Below are 15566 nucleotides of genomic sequence, written 5' to 3'. Positions count from 1 at the left end.
TCGAGCGGCGCAGGTTCCCTTTCGCAAGCTCCCGCCTGTGCGGGTCCATCCGTGAGTTGCCGTCAATGATGCCGTCGAATTTCATCCGTCTTCTGCTTGGTCCGGCCGTGCTCGTCTCGGCGTTGTCCGCGGCGCCGGCGCACGCGCAGTCCGAGTTTCCGTTCGGCCTGGAGATGACGCTGGACAGCCGGCCGCTGCCCGGCTCCAAGCGCATCCCGTCGCTCGAGATCGGCGATCGCGGTGAGGTGCGGCTCGAGCTGTGGTGCAAGGGAGGCCGCGGTCAGTTCTCGATCGCGGGCGACAGCCTGATCTTCATGCCGCAGAATATCGAGGACCGCGGTTGTCCGGCCGACAAGGCGCAGCTCGACGATGCGCTGGTCGCCTCCTTGAGCGAGGCGACGAGCTGGAAGCGTCAGGGCGACGTGATTTCTTTCGTCGGTCCGCGGCCGCTGCGCTTCCGCCTCAACACCAACTAATTGGCGGCTACCCTGGCACAGGCCGGGTCTCGCGAAGGATCGCATCGGCGCAGGCCGATGCGTTGGCGAAGACGTCGGTATAGCCGCCGAAGCCGGCATAGGCCGATGACAGATAGAGGCCGGGAAGCGGCGTGTGCGGCGAGCGCGGCGCTGCCTGTGTTGTCGGGGCGAAGCCGTAGACCGCACCGTCCGGTGCGCCGAGATACTGCCGCACTGACAGGGCGGTGTTGAACGAGCTGGCCACGACGGCGCCGGCGAGGCCGGGATAGATGCCGTCGAGATACCGCACGATCGCGTCCTGCCAGCGCGCCCGCCGTGCGCGGTAGGCGTCGATGTCGTCCGCCGGCCAGTTCGACAGCCGGTCTGGCCCGATCAGCGACAGCACATAGGGCGGTGCGGGTACACCGGAGGGGATCGCGGCGTAGTCGGCGATCGCCAGTGGCGGCATCCGCTCACCCGGCTCGCCAGCCAACAGTACCGCGGCCTCGCGGTAGTCGACAAGTCGCCGCATCCAGCGTGGCCACAGCTGGGTGGAATAGGCGGTCATGCCGATCTCGCGTGGCGGCAGCGACAGCCCGAGCGTCAGCGCAAACAGTGAGATCGACGGCGACTGTCCGGCATGATGTGCCGTCAACACGTCGGCCTGTGCCGGCGGCAGCAGCGCCGCCGTCGCGTTCGGTGCGGCGTTGCTGACGATGCATGCGGTCGCGACGCCTTGCGGCGCGCTGCCATCCTTGGCGGTGTGTGTGACGACGTATCCGCTGTTGTCCGGGGCGACCGTGGTCACGGTTCGGCGCAGCAGCACCTCGCCCCCGGCGGCGCGAATGGCGCGTGCCAGCGCGCTCGACAGCCGCTGCGAGCCGCCTTGCACGAATGCCGCGCCGCTCGCGAGCAGGCGGCCCTGCGCGCGCGCGAAGAACGGCCACGACAGCGTGGCAGGATCATCGTGGAAATAGGCGAGATTGGCGGCGAGGGCGATCTTCACGGCCTCGTCGTCGCCGAATGCGGCGTCGAACCGTTGCTGCAGCGTCCGCGTGTCGTCTGTCGCCAGTGTCGTCGTGGCCGCGGCGGCAGCCATGTCGTCGAGGACCGACGCGATGCCATTGCGGGCGTGTGGAAAACGCCGGATCAACGCGGTGCGGGCGCCATCGAACGTATCCGGCAGGGTCAGCGGCGTATCGAGCAGGCCGCCGCGCGCTTCATAGAGCAGGCCGGCAGGCACGAAAGTCACCGCATCGCGCACGCCAGCGCGGGTGAGAATTTCGTGCTTGGGGTCACGGGCGTCGGCAGGATTGCCGGTCTCGTGCAGCGAGCCTTCGACGAAGAGATCGCCGACCTTGTAGCTCGATGCGGCACCGCCGACCGAATTGCCGCGCTCGATCACCAGCACCTTGCGGCCTGCGCGGGCGAGCAGCGCCGCGGCGGTCAGGCCGCCGAGGCCGGCACCGATCACCACCACGTCATGGCGTGGCATCAGCGGTCCCCGGGCGCGGCGCGGTCGTCACTTCCAGGCGCTGTTTTCCGAGTCCCAGCGCTGGGCCTTCAGTTCGCGGGCCACCGCGCTGAGGGTGTCGCCCTCGTCGACAGGCATCGATTCCTCGCCGCCGGAATCCGCGGCGTCGGCGAGCTTCAGCTTCTGGCCGGCGCTCTCGTCGGTGGTGGCGATGGTGGGATAGCCGACCCACAGCAGCAGCTTGTCGCTGCCACCTGGCTTGTCGGCAGCGACCATCGTGCTGAAGGTGATGGTCTGCACCAGACCAAGGCCGGGGAGGGCCGCATTGGGACGCTTGAAGGCCAGCTTCAGCTCACCATTGCTGTCGTTCCACACCGGCGGCAGCGCGGTCGCGGACAGCGCCTTGGCTATCGCCGCGGACAGCGTCTGTGCCAGCCGTTCGCGGCTGAGGCGGCCGCCGTCGCGCCAGTCCGTGGCGGCGAAACGGACGGTGCGTTCCATGTCGAGCTTGCCCGAGGTCCAGCCGGCGGTGATCACGCTCGGGTTCGTCTTCATGCCGGCGACGAACTCGGCCGCGCGCTCCGGATCGATATTGAAATGCAGCACCTGCTCGCCCTTGCGCAACTCGGTGCACGACGGCAGCAGGCTGCTCAGCGACACTTCGAGATTCTGGCCGCGCAGGGTGTTGACGAAGTCGGCGACGCCTTCGGGCTTGATGCGCACCGCGACGGCTTCGGGCGAAGCTGTGGTGTAGTCGGACGGCGCCGCAATGATCTGGTCATCGGCGTCCTGGCCTTCCTTGAATTCCTTTTCACTGATGTCGGAGTTGTCGGCCGACGAGATGTTCGAGGTGGTGTTGCCGATGGTGACCTTGCCGTCGAACGAGACGCCTCCCGACGACGCCTTGCGCGTCAGGTTGATCATGACCGGCTGTTTGCCTTCGTTCGTCTGGGTGGTGCCCGTCAGCTTGGCACCATCGACGGTCAACGTGGCGATGAAACGGTCCTTGCGGTCGGCGTTGCCGATCGCCGGAAAGCAGACGTCCAGCACTGCGCCCGTGACTTTGCCACCGCTGCGGGTTTCCTTGAGGATGGTATCGGCCTGATCGTCCATGATGCCGCCGACCGAAGTGAAATAGCGCACTTCGTTGCCGGCCGCCGGGGGCGCCTTTGCATCCTTTTTCGCCTGGGCGAGAACAGGTGTCGCGCCGACAGTGGTGGCGAGAAGAAGGAGCAGGGGGAAACCGGTCGCGCGCATGTCGGGCCTCGAAGCAGATTCGACGGAACGTGGTGCCGGACCTTCTCAAAACCGCAGGCAATAGGCGAGAAATTTCTTTCGCCGCGAAAGGCGGACGCTGCCATGATCGTGCAAAAAACAAGGCCGCCCGAAGGCGGCCTTGCAATCGTTCGGAAAGAGCGAAAACGGCAGGGCTCAGAAGCCCATGCCACCCATGCCGCCCATGCCGCCGCCGGCGGGCATCGCCGGTGCCGCATCCTTCGGCAACTCGGCGACCATCGCCTCGGTGGTCACCAGCAGACCGGCGACCGAAGCGGCGTCCTGCAGCGCGGTGCGCACGACCTTGGCCGGGTCGATGATGCCCTTGGCGACGAGATCGACGTACTCCTCGTTCTGGGCGTCGAACCCGAAGGTCTCGGTCTTGTTCTCGAGGATCTTGCCGACCACGATCGAGCCTTCGACACCGGCGTTCTCGGCGATCTGGCGGATCGGAGCCTCCAGCGCCTTCAGCACGATGTTGATGCCGGCCTGGACGTCGGAGTTGTCGTTGGAGATACGACCGACGGCCTTCTTGGCCCGCAGCAGCGCGGTGCCGCCGCCCGGAACGATGCCTTCCTGCACGGCCGCGCGGGTCGCGTTGAGAGCGTCCTCGACGCGGTCCTTCTTCTCCTTGACCTCGATTTCGGTCGCGCCGCCGACGCGGATCACCGCGACGCCGCCCGCGAGCTTGGCGAGACGCTCCTGCAGCTTCTCACGGTCGTAGTCCGAGGTGGTTTCCTCGATCTGGACCTTGATCTGGTTGACGCGCGCCTCGATCGCCGGCTTCTTGCCGGCGCCGTTGACGATGGTGGTGTTCTCCTTGTCGATCACCACCTTCTTGGCACGGCCCAGCATCTGCAGGGTGACGCTCTCCAGCTTCATGCCGAGATCGTCGGAGATCAGCTGGCCGCCGGTCAGCACGGCGATGTCTTCCAGCATGGCCTTGCGGCGATCACCGAAGCCCGGCGCCTTGACGGCGGCAACCTTGAGGCCGCCGCGCAGGCGGTTGACGACCAGCGTCGCCAGAGCCTCACCCTCGACGTCCTCGGCGATGATCAGCAGCGGACGGCCCGACTGCACCACGGCCTCGAGCACCGGCAGCATGGCCTGCAGGCCCGACAGCTTCTTCTCGTGCAGCAGGACGTAGGCGTCCTCGAGCTCGGCGGTCATCTTCTCCGGGTTGGTCACGAAGTACGGCGAGAGATAGCCGCGGTCGAACTTCATGCCCTCGACGATGTCGACCTCGGTATCCAGGGACTTCGCTTCCTCGACGGTGATGACACCCTCGTTGCCGACCTTCTGCATCGCCTGGGCGATCATCTTGCCGATGGTGGCGTCGCCGTTGGCCGAGATGGTGCCGACCTGGGCAACCTCGGACGAGGCGGCAACCGGCTTGGCGCGCTTCTCGATGTCCTTGACGACGGCGGCGACGGCGATGTCGATGCCGCGCTTCAGGTCCATCGGGTTCATGCCGGCGGCGACGGCCTTGGCGCCTTCGCGGACGATGGCCTGGGCCAGTACGGTGGCGGTGGTGGTGCCGTCACCCGCGGTGTCGTTGGTCTTCGAGGCGACTTCGCGCACCATCTGTGCGCCCATGTTCTCGAACTTGTCCTCGAGCTCGATCTCCTTGGCGACGGTGACGCCGTCCTTGGTGATGCGCGGCGCGCCGAAGCTCTTGTCGATGACGACGTTGCGGCCCTTCGGGCCGAGGGTCACCTTGACCGCGTTGGCGAGGGTGTCGACGCCGCGCAGCATCCGCTCGCGCGCATCGCCGGAGAATTTGACGTCCTTGGCTGCCATGTAGCTTTACTCCTGGGTAGGGTTCCCGATCCTGCGCCGGACCTTGCAGGTCCGCGGCGCGCCGGACGGGCCGACGAATGATTGATGGAAGACGATCCCGCGCCCGTCGCGGCGGCCTCGGGCCGCGTGCGCCGGGCGAGGGGAAGGGTTCAGCTGAGCACGCCCATGATGTCGGACTCCTTCATGATCAGGAGGTCCTCGCCATCGATCTTCACCTCGGTGCCCGACCACTTGCCGAACAGCACCTTGTCGCCGGCCTTGAGATCGATCGGGATCAGCTTGCCGTTCTCGTCGCGGCCGCCCGGGCCCACGGCGACGATTTCGCCCTGCGAGGGCTTTTCCTTGGCGGAGTCGGGGATGATGATGCCGCCCTTGGTCTTTTCGTCGGCGTCGATGCGCTTGACGACCACACGGTCATGCAGCGGGCGGAATTTCGTTTTGGCCATGGGGAGTTCCTCTGGTCTGCGAGATGAACGAGGTGAGCGCCGGGGATGGGTAGGTTAGGGCAGGCCCGCCAGATTTCGGGGTGCGGGAGCGCCCCCACACATCCTTTAGCAATCAGCCATCGAGAGTGCTAAAGTGCGCCCGGGAAATATGGCTTGGCGCCGATCCTGTCAAGCAAAGGGCCTTTTATGCGGGCCGATTCGGCTCGCCGCACCGCAAAAACCGGCGTGAAAAGGATTTAAGGCCTTGGTGATGTCATTATAAGATGATCTGGACACCATGTCGCGGCGGCGGTGGCGGAACGTCTGCCGGATCCGATGGCTAGACGTCGTTTGCCGTCGGAGCAGGCGCAACTTGGGTTTTCTCGTTCAGGGGACAAGATGAACATCTCACGTGTTGCGCGCCGCACCGCGCATCTGGCGGCCATGTCGCTTCTGCTGGCGCTTGGCGCCTGTAACAGTTTCCAGGGCTTCAGCGGGTTCGGTGGCCCGCAACAGCCGCCGCCGCCTGACGTACCCATGGTCGAACCCGAGATTCCCGGCAGCATCCGCCCGGACGAGCTTGTCGGCCGCTGGGGATTTGGCGCCTACCACAAGCCCGATGATCGGCTGCGGACCGAGGCGAACGCGCGCGGCCAGTGCAAGCAGCCCTACGTCATCAATCCTGGCACCTCCGGTGGCATCATCATGCACCTCGCCGACGAGGCGACCCCGCAGGAGTTGCGCATCAAGGGCAGCCGCAGCGGCAAGAACTATATCGGCCCGCCCGGCCCCCCCGCAGGCGAGAAGGACCGCGAGATCGTCTCCTTCGACGGCCGCGTGCTGATCACCCGCTTCATCGACAAGGATGCCGACGGCCGTTACGGCACCATGATCTACGTTCGCTGCGCGCCACGCGCGTAAGGCTGCGACGGCCGGCCTGCTATCTCGCCCCCGGGGATCGCTCCCCGGGGGCGTTTTCGTTTGTCCGGAGGCCGGGCGATGCGGGCGTCCGGAAAGAAGAAGGGCGGCCTCGCGGCCGCCCCGGGGGCACTCGTATGGGCGATCCGGCGCGGCCGGATCAGCCGAACATGGCGTCGATGTCGTCCTGGGAGGCGTGGCCGTCGTCGTCCAGCCCCTTGGGGCCGTTGAGCAGGCGGGCGTCGCCGACGCGATCGTCGATCACCGCCGGCGCGTGGGCCTTGATGGCGTCGACCCCGCCCCAGATCTCCATCATCACGTTGATGTGGTGTTCGATGAACCGCATGGTGTTCATCACCTTGCTGATACGCTGGCCGGTGAGGTCCTGGAAGTTGCAGGCCTCGAAGATGGCGACGACGCGGTCCTGGATTTCCTCGCTGAGCTGGGCCTGCTGGTCCGGCGAAGTGATCTTGGACATCGCGCTCGCGGCCTGGTCGATCGCTTCGGCCGCCTCGAGAATCTGCTGGGTGGCTTCCTCGGTGCCGCCGACGACGGCGCCGAGCTCGCCGGTCACCTTCGACATTTCGTCGCCGTTGAAGCTTTTGCCGTGCAGCACCGCGATTTCCTGCTTGGTGCGGTTGATCGCCTCGTGAATGAGGTCGAGCTCGATCTTGAGCTTTTCGCACTGCTCGATCTGCGCGCGATAGGTCTGCAGCAAAGCCTGCGCCTCGCCGATGTCGGCTGCGGTATCGTCCGGCACGCCGCTGGCCGGCGCAGCCATCTGGGCGCGGATCGCGCGCAGCTCGGTCATGATTTCAGTGTGCATCGGGCCGACGTCGCCGGCAGGTACAGCCTCAGTTTCCGGCATGCTGCCGTACTGGATTTCCTCGATGCGAAAGCGCTTGCGAACAGGCATGACAACTCCCCAGCCCCCTTTCAAACAGTGCTGTTGTAGATCACGGTGTTTTAACGTCGGGTTCACAGCGGAGGCCGCCGGAACCGTTGTTTGCGGCGGGCGCAAACCGTCGGTTAACCATGCATGCGCGGCGTTCATCGAAAATAAACGCTGTCGGCAGATGCGGGAGCGATTGCGCGACGTGGTGAATCCCGAAGCGGCCTGCGTTTACCAAACCGATGCGATTTGCGCCTCTAATCGGTCGCGTGGCGGGTCGGCGTGTTCGTGCCGACGCCGTGCGCGCTGTCCCGACGAAACGTGCAGAGTACGTCGATGTTCAAAACCGTGTCCGTCCTGTTCGCCGGCGCCTGTGCGCTCGGCTTCGCCGCTCCTGCCTGCGCCCAGAGCGCGGCGGAGCCGTATGTCGTCTACAACCGTTCGGCGCCGCCAGTGCGCGTCGCCTCCAGTGATCGCTCCGATATGGGCGGCGGTTTCATCCAGTTCCTGTTCGGGAATGGCAGCGCCGGCCCGGCACCGGGCTACCCGCCTGGCTACGAGCGGGCGCAGCGCTACGAACTGACGCCGCGCGGCCGGCGCGTGATGCCGATGTCGGACGAAGAGATGGAGCAGCAGAGCTATCTGCCGTCCCAGCAGGCCGTGGTGCCGGCCCAGCAGGGCTTCGATCCGAAGTACGAAAAGCAGATGGTGTCCTACGACGGTCGCGAAAAAGCCGGAACGATCGTGATCGATACGCCGAACAAGTTTCTCTATCTCGTGCAGGGCGAGGGTCGCGCGCTGCGCTATGGCATCGGCGTCGGTAAGCCCGGCTTCACCTGGTCCGGCACCAAGACCATTTCGGCAAAGCGCGAGTGGCCGGACTGGACCCCACCGGCGGAGATGCTCAGGCGCCGGCCTGACCTGCCGCGCCACATGGTCGGCGGGCCGGAAAATCCGCTCGGCGCCCGCGCGATGTATCTGGGCTCCTCGCTCTATCGCATTCATGGCTCGAACGAGCCGTGGACGATCGGCACGAACGTCTCGTCGGGTTGTATCCGCATGCGCAACGAGGACGTCATCGATCTCTACAATCGTGTCAATGTCGGCGCCCGCGTCATCGTGATCTGACGGCGGAAAACGCCTCCAAAAACCGACAACGGCCGCTCGTGAGAGCGGCCGTTGCCGTTTTGCAGGGCGAATGAACCGCGCGGACTGCGGTCAGGCGTAATCGCTGCCGCCGCCGTCGTCGGAATCGAAACCGTCGTCGTCGCCCGCGTCGTCGTAGCTGTTCGACGCATATTCGTTGTTGCTGTCGGAGTTGCGGTCGTCGTTCGGGTTCTGGTCGAACAGGCCCTGGCGCTGGTCGTTGCCGCTGCGGCCGATGTCGCCGAGCCCCGCGTCACGCGCAAGGCTACCGTTCGACTGGTCGTTGTTGCCGCCCCACGGATTGGCGTTCGAACCGCCGCCGAGTGCGCCGGCGTCGGAGAACGACTGATGATTGCCGCCTCCCATGGCGCCGCGGATGCTGTTCATCAGCAGCGAGCCGCCGATCATGCCGGCCGCCGCGGCCGCTGCCGTGCCAAGGAACGAACTGCCACCACCGCCGGCGGCCGGTGCCGCACCGTAGCCGGGCGCTGGACCATAGCCCGGGGGCTGGGCGTAGCCGCCGGGCTGGGCATAGCCGCTTGCGGCCCGCGGGTCGCTGTAGCCGCCCTGGGCGTTGTTGAGCACCTGGCCGCTGTTCCAGACCGGACGTGACGGCGCATCGGACGGGCGCACGTTGGGAACCGATCCGCGCGCATTCTGGCCGAAGACCGCATCGCGCATCGAATCGAGAAAACCGCCGGATGGCGCGGCTGCCTGTGCGACGCGGCTCTCCAGGTCTTCGATGTGCGCGTTGGCGCGCTTGAGCGCCTCGTCCTGCACCAGCACGGTCTGGACCAGCGCATAGGCGGCGTTGGGCGCGCGACGCAGGCCCTCGATGATGGCTTTCTCCGCCTCAGGATCGCGCGGGGCGTTCTCCAGGCCGGCGAGCCGGTTGAACAGGTCGTCGATCAGCTGGCGTTCTTGCGGGGTCATAGTGTCCTCCTCCGGCGTCAATGCGTCGGCATCCGGAATCTAGGCGTCGTTTGTGACGCAAAAAGAGTTCCGCAGATTAATTTTTGGTATGCGACAACGTGGCGTGCGCGCGTCTACGCGCGGGTTGCGCCGTGGAGCGTTATAACATTCGCCTGCAGCAGTTGCGGAAAGGCGTCGCCTGCGAGGAACGCGTATTCGCGCTCGCGCTGTTCGGTCAGCGGATCGAGCGCGATCAACACCTCGTCGACATGGCCGGGGTGGCACATCACGAGGCCGCCGTCAGGCAGGCCGTCGAGGAACGCGGGCATCACCGTGCCGAAGTCGACGGGGCGCGAGAAGTCGTAGGCGCCGGAAAAGCCAGGGTTGAACGCCAGTCCGGCGCGTGCGCAGGCGCGGCGGAACCGTGCGCTCAGGGTGTCGAGCAGCAGCGCCTTCGGATTGGCGATGCGTTGCGACAGCGGCAGCGCGCGACCACACTGCCTCACCCACGCGCGCGGCGCGGCGGCCTGCACCGCGGCAATAAAGGCGTCGCGCACCGTTGGAAAGATCTGCACATGCTGGTGGCCATCGACATAGTCCGGCGGCCGGCCGAACAGTTCGGCGAAGGCGGCAAGCTGTGCGGCGATCTCGCCGCGCACGATGTCGGCGTCGAGCCGGCGCAAAAGACTGGTGCGCAGCATTGCGCCAAGCGGCAGGAACTCGCCGCCTTGTTGCGGGCGAAAATGTATCGTCAGCGGCGCGAAAGGCGCGGTCAGGGTGGTGTGCAGGCCGATCGCACAATTTCCCTCGGCGACAGCCTGCTTCAGGGCGTCGACCTCGTCACGCCCGATCGCAGGGCCCACCACCATCACCGACGTGGCGTTGAGACGGCGCTGCACGACGAGCTCGCGGATGGCACGGTTGACGCCGGGACTGAGGCCGTAGTCGTCGGCGCACAGCCAGATGCGGCGCTCCGCCGGGGCGCTCATTCGGCGGCGCTTCCGACCGAGGTGTCAGTGGCTGCGGCCTTGTCCGGCTCAGCGGCCTTCACGGTGTGCTCGGCGATGAAGTAGACGGGCCGCGCCTTGAGCTCGGACAGGATCTTGCCGATGTATTCGCCCATGACGCCGATCATCAGCAGTTGGACGCCCCCGATGGTCATCAGGCCGACCACCAGCGACGGATAGCCGGGCACCGACTTGCCGCTGACGACGGTCTCCCACAGGATCGACAGGCCGAACAGGAATGCGGCGGACGCCAGCAAAAGGCCGAGCAGGCTCGCCACCCGCAGCGGCGCCACTGAGAACGAGGTCAAGCCCTCGATCGACAGGCCGATCAGCCGCGCGGCATTAAACGAGGTGCGGCCATGGGCGCGCGCCTCGGGCTCGTAGTCGACGCGGATCTGGCGGAAGCCGATCCAGCTCGCGAGGCCCTTGAAGAAGCGGTTGCGCTCGGGCAACTGGCGCAAAGCCTGCGTCGCCCGCGGCGACAGCAGGCGGAAGTCGCCGGCATCTTCCGGGATCTTCTGCCGGGCGCCCCAGTTGATCAGCAGATAGAAGCCCTGCACGGACAGGCGGCGCAGGAAGGATTCGTTGTCGCGATGAGCCTTCGCCGTGTAGACGACGTCGTAGCCGTCGTCGATCCAGTGCGTGACGAGCTTGTGCACGAGATCGGGCGAGTGCTGGCCATCGCCGTCCATGAACAGCGTCGCGCCGCGCCGCGCGGCGTCGAGGCCGGCCATCAGCGCCGCTTCCTTGCCGAAGTTGCGCGACAGCGACACCACCTGGATGTCGAGGGCGGTGGCCGGCAGGGTGCGGGCGATCTTCAGCGTGTCGTCGGCGCTGCCGTCGTCGACATAGACCACTTCGGTGGCGAGGCCGTGGCGCTGCCTGAGCGTGCGCGCGAGCTCGATCAGCCGGTCGTGCAGCCGCGCGAGGCCGGCAGCCTCGTTGTAGACGGGCACCACGATCGACAGTCCCTGGGCCGCCGCCGTGCGGGCGTCGCCGGTCAGGTTTGAAACGTCAGCGCCGAGCATCATCGATCATTTTCCGGGACGCCGCGGAGATACGGGCGTCGCTCGCCTTGATGGTAGTTGCTGCCGGCTGGTCCGCAAGGGCCACCATGTCGCGACACCGCGATCATGTCGCAAGGAACGCGTCCAGCCGGGTGTAGAGCGGATTGTCGCGGTCCAGCACGTATTCGAGCGAGGCCACCGACACGGTATCGGCGCCGTGCACGCGCAGGAAGGTGGCAAGGCCGTAGATCTGCGCCGGTGGGCAGTGCAGCGTCAGCATGCCCGACGACGTCGGGCCGCCGAACGGCGTGACCACGCCGAACTTCGTCCGCGCTTCATCGAGCAGCGCCGCGTTGCAGCCCTGAAAGCGCGTGCGCACTTCCTTGAAGGCGTTGGCGCGGGCGCGCGAGGCGATGTGGTCGAGGATGATGCGGGCGGTCTCGCGCGCCTGCGGCGACCAGTCGGCCTCGCGCGAGGCAACGAGGTTGGCCTGGCTGCGCAGCATCACGCCGTCGTCCAGCACCTTGAGTCCATTGGCGGCGAGCGTCGCCCCGGTGGTGGTGATGTCGACGATCAGCTCCGCGGTGCCGACCGCGGGCGCGCCCTCGGTCGCGCCGGCGCTCTCGACGATGCGGTAGTCGACGACGCCATGGCCGGCGAAGAAGTTGCGCGTCAGGTTGATGTACTTGGTCGCCACCCGCATGCGGCGATTGTGGCGGGCGCGAAATGCCGTGCTGACGTCGTCGAGGTCGGCCATGGTGCGCACGTCGATCCAGGCCTGCGGCACCGCGACCACGACATTGGCGTAGCCGAAGCCGAGCGGCTCGATCAGCGCGACGCGGCGATCGGCGTCGGTGATGTTCTCGCGGATCAGGTCTTCGCCGGTGATGCCGAGATGCACGGCGCCGCGTGCGAGGTTGGCGGCGATCTCGCTCGCCGACAGATAGGCGATCTCGACATTGTCGAGGCCGTTGATGGTGCCGCGATAGTCGCGTGCGCCGCCGGACTTGGCGAGCGTCAGGCCGGCGCGGGCGAAGAACGCGTCGGCGTTTTCCTGCAGCCGGCCCTTGGAGGGGACGGCGAGAACGAAGGGCTCGGTCATCGCGTGCTCCCTGCGGGGGCGGCGGACCGGGTCAACGCCTCCATCCAGATCGAGAAGCCGACTGCCGGGATCGGCGCGGCGGCGCCGAGGCGCGTCATGAGGTTGTCGTAGCGGCCGCCGGCGACCAGCGGCTCGACGCCGTTGCCGCGGCGATGGAGCTCGAACTCGAAGCCGGTGTAATAGTCGACGCCGCGGCCGAACGACGTGGCAAAGCGCGTGCTGGCGAGGTCGATGCCGCGCGCCGCCATGAAACCGATGCGGCTCTCGAACTGATCGATCGCGGCGTTCATGTTCAGTTTGGCATCGGAGGCGAGCGTGCGCAGCTCGGCCAGCGCTTCGTCAGGCTCGCCTGTGATGGTCAGGAAGCGCTCGATCAGCAGGCGGATGTCCCTGGGCAGCGTGCCGGAGGTCAGCGTCGACTGCTCGAGGAAGCGGTCGGCGATTTCGGCGACCGAGCGGCCGCCGACTTGCGTGGCGCCGGCGATCGACATCAGGTCGGTGACCAGGGCATGGGCCGCCTTGCGGTCGGAGCCGGCGAGTGCGGCGAGCACGCCTTCGTAGTCCTTGCGCGCGGTGTCGGTCGACAGCGTCAGGCGTTCGAGGTCCTGCGCCAGCGACGACTTGCGGTTGAAGTCCTTCACCAGGCGGCGCTTCCACGACGGCGCCAGCGCCAGTGCGTCGATCAGCGCGGCGAACAGCGCGACGTCGCCGGTGCGCACGTCGATGTCGGTGACGTTGAACGCCGCCAGCGCCTCGAGGCCGAGCGCCAGCATCTCGGCGTCGGCCGCGGCGCGGTCGGTGCGGCCGAATGATTCGACGCCGGCCTGCAGGAATTCATTGGGACGCTGGCCGCGGTAGCGGAACACCGGTCCGAGGTAGCAGAAGCCGGCCGGCTGGCCGGCGAACGGGGAGGCCAGATAGTCACGGGCCACCGGGATGGTCAGGTCGGGGCGCAGGCACAGCTCCTCGCCGCCGGGATCGGTGGTGAGGTAGAGGCTCTTGCGGATGTCCTCGCCGGACAGGTCGAGGAACGGCTCGGCGGGCTGCAGGATGGCCGGTTCCGCCTTGGCGTAGCCGGCCTCCGCGAACGACGCCAGCAGCGTCTCCGCCGGGACGGCGGGGCCGGTCGCGCGTGGGGCGGTCTGGCTCATGCGGTCGTGTCTCCGTCGGACCCACGGTCCGAACTCGTCTGGGGGCGGTCGGCGATCGGCCGTTCCGCAAGAAATCGGTTATGCGGCCGCCCTTTAACACGCTCGCGGCGCGGTTTCGACCTCGATTCGGCAAGTCGCTTAACGGCCGATGTTCATGCAACTATAGCGGGTGTTTCCCGGATGTATCGCCGAGTACGGCCTGCACCAGCGCCAGGGCGGCGACGGCGGCGGTGTCGGCGCGCAGGATGCGGGGCCCGAGCGACAGCACCACGACATGGGGCTGCCGGTGCAGCAGGGTGCGTTCCTCCTCGGCGAAGCCGCCTTCCGGGCCGATCAGGATATCGATGCCGCCGGCTGCCGGCCGGTGGGCGGCCAGAGCCGCCAGCGGATCGGCGATATCGGTGTCCTCGTCGCAGAACACCAGCAGGCGGCTGCCATTGCGGCCGTCGAGGTAGCGCGCCAGCGGAAGCGGCTCGTCGACACCGGCGAGGCTGAGAATGCCGCATTGCTCGGCAGCCTCCACCACGTTGGCGCGCAGCCGATCGGTGTTCAGGCGGCTGGTCTGGGTGAAACGGGTGAGGACCGGGGTCAGGCGCGCGGCGCCCATTTCCACGGCCTTCTGGGCCATGTAGTCGAGGCGGGCATGCTTGAGCGGTGCGAACACGTAGTGGACGTCCGGGAGGCGGTCCTGCGGACGCGTCTGGGCGTCGATCGCGAGGTGTTCGGGGCGCTTGCGGCCGCCGATCGCGGCGCGCCACTCGCCGTCGCGGCCATTGAACACCAGCACGGTATCGTTCGTGGCAAGGCGCAGCACGTTGCCGAGATAGTTGCTCTGGTCCTTGTCGAGCGGAACCATGGCGCCGGGCGCCAGCGGGAAGTCCGCGAACAGGCGCGGGCTGCGAAAATCGGTCTTGGGCATGCGAAAAATCCGTTGAATTCGGTGTTCTAGCCGAAGATTGGCGCCTTGCCAGCCGGCCCGATGGACAATGCGCCGCGCTGTCGCCCCATTCGACGGGTTGTTAAGGGGCCTGGGGAATCGTAGAAGGCCAGCAATCACCCGGCCGGCCCGGCCTGTTCCACGCGCGGCCGTCACGGGAATGCGACGCGCCGGTTCGCCGGACGCACGCGGGCAGACGGGCGAAGGCCCGAAGATGCGCCGTGTCGGGACTGACCGAGAGATTTTGCCGGAGGGGTATCCGTGACCGTCCAAATTCCGTTTATGCCGCGCGCCCTGTCGTCGCGCCTCATCGTGCCGATGGCGCTGGCGGGCCTTGTGATGTCGGCTGCCGAAGTGTGTGCCCAGGGCGCCTTCCCGGCGCCGCTGCCGGGCCAGGCCGCCCAGTCCTCGCCATTTCCGCCGGTCAACGGCGCGCCGCAGCGCTCGCAGCCGTCGCCGTTCCCGCCGGTGGGCGGGGCGGATCCCGCGTTTCCGACGCCGGGGGCCGCGCCGATGATGGGCATGCCGCAGCAGGCGGCCGCGCCGCCTCCGGGGGGCGAGGAATGCATGAAGCAGTTCCTGCCGCTGCGCCAGGACGCCGAGAAGAAGGCCGGCCTGATCAAGGCCGCCGGCGCGCGCAAGGCGCCGCCGGCCGAGGCCTGTGCGCTGATCAGGAATTTCTCCGGCGCCGAGGTCAAGATGATCAAGTTCATCGAGACCAACGCCAGGCGTTGCGGCATTCCGCCTGAAATCGGCAAGCAGATGCAGGATGGTCACGCCAACACCGAGAAGATGAAGACCGCGGTGTGCAACGTCGCAGCCCAGCAGTCCGCCGGCCCGGCAGGCCCAAGCCTTGCCGACGTGCTCGGCACCAGCTCCGCCATTCCCGAGGCCCGCGAGGCCAAGCGCGGCGGCGCCACCTTCGAGACGCTGACCGGCAACGCCCTGACGCGCTAACCGCGGCATCGCGGACACTGCATCGCTGGTCCCCGGGGGCCGGCGTGTGTCGGCGCGATCCCATTTCAGGGACTTCAGATCGCCTGGCGGCACTGATATTCATTGGCC

Annotated in this window: 15 protein-coding genes; 4 read left to right on the top strand and 11 right to left on the bottom strand. The window is 67.3% G+C overall.

Translation table 11 applies throughout. The features are described 5' to 3' along the window. Positions 1-68 precede the first annotated feature (68 nt). Positions 69-476 (top strand): META domain-containing protein, encoded by a 408-nt coding sequence (locus JQ639_RS20205; RefSeq protein WP_211968518.1) that lies wholly within the window; start codon positions 69-71, stop codon positions 474-476. A 7-nt stretch (positions 477-483) separates the two neighbouring features. On the opposite strand, the gene JQ639_RS20200 is transcribed toward JQ639_RS20205, so the two are convergent. From JQ639_RS20200 to groES, 4 genes are all read right to left on the bottom strand, one after another. Then, the gene (locus JQ639_RS20200; RefSeq protein WP_211968057.1) at positions 484-1950 is read right to left on the bottom strand and encodes a phytoene desaturase family protein; all 1467 of its coding nucleotides are present in this window, start codon (positions 1948-1950) and stop codon (positions 484-486) included. A gap of 27 nt (positions 1951-1977) precedes the next feature. After that, a complete protein-coding gene (locus JQ639_RS20195; protein WP_211968056.1) occupies positions 1978-3186 on the bottom strand; it encodes a hypothetical protein in 1209 nt (402 codons plus the stop codon). A gap of 174 nt (positions 3187-3360) precedes the next feature. Further along, on the bottom strand, positions 3361-5004 hold the full coding sequence (gene groL / locus JQ639_RS20190) for a chaperonin GroEL (protein ID WP_211968055.1): 1644 nt from the start codon (positions 5002-5004) through the stop codon (positions 3361-3363). Between the two features lie 149 nt (positions 5005-5153). After that, positions 5154-5450 carry a co-chaperone GroES gene (gene groES, locus JQ639_RS20185; protein WP_211968054.1) on the bottom strand — a complete coding sequence of 99 codons (297 nt, stop codon included), beginning with the start codon at positions 5448-5450 and terminating at the stop codon, positions 5154-5156. 378 nt (positions 5451-5828) lie between these two features. Here groES and JQ639_RS20180 point away from each other — a divergent pair, with 378 nt between their 5' ends. Beyond that, positions 5829-6350 (top strand): hypothetical protein, encoded by a 522-nt coding sequence (locus JQ639_RS20180; protein ID WP_211968053.1) that lies wholly within the window; start codon positions 5829-5831, stop codon positions 6348-6350. Positions 6351-6507: 157 nt separating this feature from the next. On the opposite strand, the gene JQ639_RS20175 is transcribed toward JQ639_RS20180, so the two are convergent. Further along, positions 6508-7263, bottom strand: coding sequence for a protein phosphatase CheZ (locus JQ639_RS20175; protein ID WP_211968517.1), 756 nt, complete (start codon positions 7261-7263; stop codon positions 6508-6510). Between the two features lie 312 nt (positions 7264-7575). On the opposite strand from JQ639_RS20175, the gene JQ639_RS20170 reads away from it, so the two are divergent. Next, positions 7576-8367: a L,D-transpeptidase gene (locus tag JQ639_RS20170; protein WP_211968052.1), complete on the top strand. Its 792-nt coding sequence runs from the start codon at positions 7576-7578 to the stop codon at positions 8365-8367. 90 nt (positions 8368-8457) lie between these two features. On the opposite strand, the gene JQ639_RS20165 is transcribed toward JQ639_RS20170, so the two are convergent. The 6 genes from JQ639_RS20165 to JQ639_RS20140 form a co-directional block, all read right to left on the bottom strand. Beyond that, a complete protein-coding gene (locus JQ639_RS20165; RefSeq protein ID WP_211968051.1) occupies positions 8458-9318 on the bottom strand; it encodes a DUF2076 domain-containing protein in 861 nt (286 codons plus the stop codon). Positions 9319-9431: 113 nt separating this feature from the next. Then, the gene (locus JQ639_RS20160; protein ID WP_211968050.1) at positions 9432-10286 is read right to left on the bottom strand and encodes a ChbG/HpnK family deacetylase; all 855 of its coding nucleotides are present in this window, start codon (positions 10284-10286) and stop codon (positions 9432-9434) included. Next, the gene (locus tag JQ639_RS20155) at positions 10283-11335 is read right to left on the bottom strand and encodes a glycosyltransferase family 2 protein (RefSeq protein WP_211968049.1); all 1053 of its coding nucleotides are present in this window, start codon (positions 11333-11335) and stop codon (positions 10283-10285) included. The genes JQ639_RS20160 and JQ639_RS20155 overlap by 4 nt, the downstream gene beginning before the upstream one ends. A gap of 100 nt (positions 11336-11435) precedes the next feature. Beyond that, a complete protein-coding gene (gene hisG / locus JQ639_RS20150; RefSeq protein WP_211968048.1) occupies positions 11436-12413 on the bottom strand; it encodes an ATP phosphoribosyltransferase in 978 nt (325 codons plus the stop codon). Beyond that, the gene (locus JQ639_RS20145; protein ID WP_211968047.1) at positions 12410-13564 is read right to left on the bottom strand and encodes an ATP phosphoribosyltransferase regulatory subunit; all 1155 of its coding nucleotides are present in this window, start codon (positions 13562-13564) and stop codon (positions 12410-12412) included. Before JQ639_RS20145 ends, hisG begins: the two co-directional genes overlap by 4 nt. 160 nt (positions 13565-13724) lie before the next feature. Continuing rightward, positions 13725-14483 carry a 16S rRNA (uracil(1498)-N(3))-methyltransferase gene (locus JQ639_RS20140; RefSeq protein WP_211968046.1) on the bottom strand — a complete coding sequence of 253 codons (759 nt, stop codon included), beginning with the start codon at positions 14481-14483 and terminating at the stop codon, positions 13725-13727. Between the two features lie 300 nt (positions 14484-14783). On the opposite strand from JQ639_RS20140, the gene JQ639_RS20135 reads away from it, so the two are divergent. Further along, positions 14784-15458, top strand: coding sequence for a hypothetical protein (locus JQ639_RS20135; RefSeq protein WP_371745162.1), 675 nt, complete (start codon positions 14784-14786; stop codon positions 15456-15458). Positions 15459-15566: the final 108 nt, after the last annotated feature.

The organism is Bradyrhizobium sp. U87765 SZCCT0048 (genome assembly GCF_018131225.1).
In the GTDB taxonomy this organism is placed as follows: Bacteria; Pseudomonadota; Alphaproteobacteria; order Rhizobiales; family Xanthobacteraceae; genus Bradyrhizobium_A.
Note: the sequence above shows the minus strand (reverse complement) of the source record. Positions and strands in the feature narration are given on the sequence as shown.